At 41.8% G+C, this 4,356-nt stretch carries 5 protein-coding genes; all 5 read left to right on the top strand.

Annotated features, from left to right (window positions below):
• Positions 1-516: 516 nt before the first annotated feature.
• On the top strand, positions 517-1,482 hold the full coding sequence (repM, locus tag JMY06_RS11595) for a replication initiation protein RepM (RefSeq protein WP_201618401.1): 966 nt from the start codon (positions 517-519) through the stop codon (positions 1,480-1,482).
• 375 nt (positions 1,483-1,857) lie between these two features.
• On the top strand, positions 1,858-2,544 hold the full coding sequence (locus JMY06_RS11590; RefSeq protein WP_201618400.1) for an inovirus-type Gp2 protein: 687 nt from the start codon (positions 1,858-1,860) through the stop codon (positions 2,542-2,544).
• 221 nt (positions 2,545-2,765) lie between these two features.
• On the top strand, positions 2,766-2,906 hold the full coding sequence (locus JMY06_RS11585) for a hypothetical protein (protein ID WP_201618399.1): 141 nt from the start codon (positions 2,766-2,768) through the stop codon (positions 2,904-2,906).
• 132 nt (positions 2,907-3,038) lie between these two features.
• Positions 3,039-3,293, top strand: a complete 255-nt coding sequence (locus JMY06_RS11580; protein ID WP_201618398.1) for a hypothetical protein — start codon at positions 3,039-3,041, stop codon at positions 3,291-3,293.
• Positions 3,274-3,495, top strand: coding sequence for a hypothetical protein (locus JMY06_RS11575; RefSeq protein WP_201618397.1), 222 nt, complete (start codon positions 3,274-3,276; stop codon positions 3,493-3,495). Before JMY06_RS11580 ends, JMY06_RS11575 begins: the two co-directional genes overlap by 20 nt.
• Positions 3,496-4,356: the final 861 nt, after the last annotated feature.

Below are 4,356 nucleotides of genomic sequence, written 5' to 3'. Positions count from 1 at the left end.
GTGAAAGCACCTGACAGTCTCGCATTGACGCATTACCACAGCCAAAACAATCACCAATGATATGAGCCTTGATAGCCTCAAAATGTCATCAGAATGGCTCACAGTGCGATTATAGGTGCAAAGTGGTACTAAGTTACCTTGTGAACAATCAAAGAGCCTTACAAGGCAAATCTGAGCTATTGGCTGTTATCTGATGATTGCCTGAGCTTGGCTGATGACTTCCGCATGATGTGAAAGTTACTTCAAAAGATTATTAATCACAAAAAAAGTAATTCTGTGTTTTTAATGTTTTTAATGTTTTTAAGAGCTTTTACGCTCGCTGTAAGTATTGGTATTAAAGGGCTGCAGAGTTCATTCAACTACGTTTAGCGACCCATTCAACTACGTTTAGCGACCCATTCAACTACGTTTAGCGACCCATTCAACTACGTTTAGCGACCATTAAACTACAATTCATTGAACCTTGTATGTTAATAGATGTATAATGCATGGATTACATAGCATTGAGCAAAAGAGATGACTTCTAAAAAACTAATCACTAAAGACAATAAATTAATCAGTGCTAGTTACTCGCTTGGCATACCTGAGCAGCGCATTATCTTTTTGGCAATCATTGCAGCAAGGGAACAAGAAAAAATAATTGATGCTAGGGGTGTGCTGCAGATTCATGCAAGTAGTTATCAAGAGCAATTCAAAGTAGAAAAACACTCAGCATACAAGGCTTTAAAGAGTGCAGCCAAAGGCTTATTTGATGCTCACTTTGAGTATGACGATGTTCACGAAAAGACAGGCGATTTAGTTCATCGTATCGTTAGATGGGTGCAGTCAGTGGCCTACATTGATAAAACTGGAATGATTGAGCTGCAGTTCACAGATGCTGTAATTCCACTGATAACAAGGCTTAGCGAACAATACACAGAGTACGACCTAAAACAGGTTAGTGAGTTGCAAAGCGAATATTCCATACGGCTTTATGAGCTTATGGCTCAGTGGAAAACAGTTGGTAAAACCAACAAAATAACACTTGATGACTTGCGTAAAAAATTAGGCGTTGGCACTGAGCAATACAAGGCAATGCATAACTTCAAAGCGCGTGTATTAGACCTCGCTATAAAGCAAATCAATAGTTTCACCGATATTCAAGCCGATTATATTCAGCACAAAACAGGACGCGCGGTTACTGGCTTTACCTTCACATTCAAGCAAAAGAAAGCACCTGAGCAGCTCGCTACTGCTACAAATAAGAATAGAGATAATGCCACGCCTGACTTATTCCACAATATGACAGATGACCAGATAAGCACATTCAGCAAAAGGTTGGCTGCATTGCCTGAGCTTGGCAGTAATGCACCAATGGGTGCCAGTGTTGACGACTTCGCACGACTGATTGCCGATGACCTCAAAGACACTGACAAGCAAGCAAAATACAGCAAGCACTTAGCAAAGTTAGGATTTAAAGCAGCAAAGAGCAAAGTTAAGTAAAAACATGCTCACAGATTGACGCTCAGAGCCTCGTAAATGGTTTTTGATAGTAAGGCACCACAGACGGCTAAAACGTCACCAAAGGGCACAGAACGGCATTGAGAGGTATAGAGGTATTATAAACATAAACTTAACCAATGAATTGAACTGTTAAGAAGGGATTAAGTATAATTTATGTCATTACTTTTTACTCATATTTTGATGATATTTAGGCTCGAACCGCCCACAGTATAAGGCTTGGAATAATGGATATTTAGAATAAAAAAACAGGTACTTTTATAATATCCTATCCTTTTAACCCAAGCATCAAGTAACCCTGAAAACAGCCAAGCTGTTACCCATCTTTAGTCTTTAACATTTTGAGGTTTTTAAGCAATGCGAGAAGTCACTTATAACGAACGGATTTTACTTGGTGATAGATGGTTGCCGATTTACACCAGAGGCGTAAAGGGCAAGCGGTATGGCTGCTATGTTGAGCCGTTGAGGGCACTTGAACGCCAAATGACGGCTATGCTTAGTCATCATGCGAACGTGCTGATGATTAGGGTTGATATCAAGGTCAAAGAGTTTGAGGGCACATTGGATAACAGGTTGATGACTGACTTCATGTATGAGCTGAGAAAGGGCATCAAGAAAGAGTACGGTGTTAAGCGTATTGGTTACTTCTGGGTTCGTGAGATAGAAACGGTCAAACATCAGCATTATCACTTATTGATTATGGTTGATGCTGACAAGGTGAACACACCCAAAGGGATATTTATAGAGTGTGAAAAGATATCAAGACGAACGTACGAACTAGCAAAGCCTCATCTGCCAAAGAACCCTTATGTTAAGGTCAAACGAGGCGACTCTGAAACCTTCGATAGAATGTTCTTTAGAGCAAGTTACCTCACCAAAGAGCGTGGTAAAAACAGAAAGGGCAAGTACGCCAATAACTACGGTTCGAGCAACATTGCATTGAATGAGAAAAAGCATGTGACGCCCACTTCAAGGACATTTATATCTGGTGCTGAATATCTCAGACAGATAAACGCCAAAGACGAGAAAAAGAAAATAGCCTAATGATTTAGATATGCAGGGGAAAACATGGCAGCAATAGCGACCACTTCAAGTCTGAGCAATTACCCTCGATTGACCATTGCACAGTATCGTGACCAGTTGAGCCAGACAGACAAGGCGAACAAGGTTGATGTTAATTATTCATATCGTGGCAAGTCATACCGTTACAGCATACGACTAGATAAAACCGCTTGTCACTTTGGCAATTACCGCCATTGGTGGTTATGTCCGAAATGCAGCAAAAGAGTAGCAGTGCTGTACTGTGCAGGGATTTACGTCTGTCGTGGCTGTATTGGTGCTTGTTATGGCTCACAGTTGCAGACAAAAACAGACCGCATTTACAGCAAGCTGAACGCCTTACGTGAGCGTCTAGAGTGGTCAGAGGGCATTATCAACGGCATAGGTTCAAAGCCTCGCTACATGCACCACAGCACGTACAATCGACTACTTACTGAGTATGAGCAGCTAGAACAAAAGCTGATAAGGAGTTTCACCTGATGAGGCAATCATTAACGCTCGATGACCTGATAGCAGACTTGCAGACCGCCAAACAGATAGCCATAGCAGACCGCAATCCAAACGGCATAATCACAGCCACAATGAGCCAAGCCAAGTTACTTGGTTTTGATAAGCCAGTGATTAAAGATGTTCATTCTGATGACGTGCAGACCATTAGCGACCTGATGAATGAATTGGCAAACGATGACCAGTTGCTACCTCAAAGGATAAGCCATGCACAAGATGAGTATTGATGACCTGATGACTGAATTAGACGATGCACGATTGACTGCCAAAGCAAATGGACAGGCGTCTGCTATGGTGTCTGCCACGATGAGCAAAGCAAAATTGCTTGGTGTGCTGGATAAGACTGACAGCGACCACGACCACGAACCACAGCCAATAAGTATAATTGTCCGAACCGTTGACGCTCGAAAACCTGAGTTGTTGGCATAAATGGCTACCAAAACGGCTACCAAAACAGATGGTCATTAAGACAATATTATATAAATCAGTCACTTACATGACAAAAAAAGAGATTGGTCATAGTCTTTTTTGATAAATCCAAGTTTGGACGCATCTGAAATAATCCAAGCCACAGATTGTGGTTAAGATTAGCACCGCCCAAAGTTGGTCACTGAGTATCGTATAATTTATGACACCCTCGACACGATGACGGACGCCAAAACAGCCAATATAAAAATCAGTTGTTGGTATTATTGATGGGCTTGTCAAAAAACATAATCAAGAAAGCCCGAAAACACTTGGGCTGCAGCGTGTTGTTTGATTCCTAGTGTAGGAGTCAAACTCACAAATCACTGCTAGTCACCTTGCAAGATTGCGGTATATTTTGCGGTATATTTCAAATGCAGAAAACGAGCAGCCTTGCTCATCAAAGGTTACGGCTGCCAGTTTGGTTCCTTACCTAGGAGTCACACTCAGAAACGACAGTTTTCGGACATCTTAGAAAAGACTTTCTGCACAGGTAAAGACGCATATTGAAAATCACCCCATGAAGGGCGGTATCATTGTTCAGAGCCTTTGATTAACTGACCGACTGTTCCTGAACATTCTTACACCCTCGAAATTAAAAGTTTAGGTCATTGACTGACGCAAAACACCTCGAAATACTCACGCCAAGTACACCCACAAGTACACCCAGCGAACCACTCAGACAACATTCATTTATATATCAATGACTTAACTGCCAAGCATGGTACCCACTGCAGGTACCGAACCAGTGAAAGCACCTGACAGTCTCGCATTGACGCATTACCACAGCCAAAACAATCACCAATGATATGAGCCTTGATAGCC

Source organism: Psychrobacter urativorans (assembly GCF_904846675.1).
Classification (GTDB): domain Bacteria; phylum Pseudomonadota; class Gammaproteobacteria; order Pseudomonadales; family Moraxellaceae; genus Psychrobacter; species Psychrobacter urativorans_B.
Note: the sequence above shows the minus strand (reverse complement) of the source record. Positions and strands in the feature narration are given on the sequence as shown.

Bases quoted from the DNA above. Each gene is read 5' to 3' on its own strand.
- JMY06_RS11590 (WP_201618400.1), top strand. From the start codon at position 1,858: ATGCGAGAAGTCACTTATAACGAACGGATTTTACTTGGTGATAGATGG.
- JMY06_RS11575 (WP_201618397.1), top strand. From the start codon at position 3,274: ATGCACAAGATGAGTATTGATGACCTGATGACTGAATTAGACGATGCA.
- JMY06_RS11585 (WP_201618399.1), top strand. From the start codon at position 2,766: ATGTCCGAAATGCAGCAAAAGAGTAGCAGTGCTGTACTGTGCAGGGAT.
- repM (WP_201618401.1), top strand. From the start codon at position 517: ATGACTTCTAAAAAACTAATCACTAAAGACAATAAATTAATCAGTGCT.
- JMY06_RS11580 (WP_201618398.1), top strand. From the start codon at position 3,039: ATGAGGCAATCATTAACGCTCGATGACCTGATAGCAGACTTGCAGACC.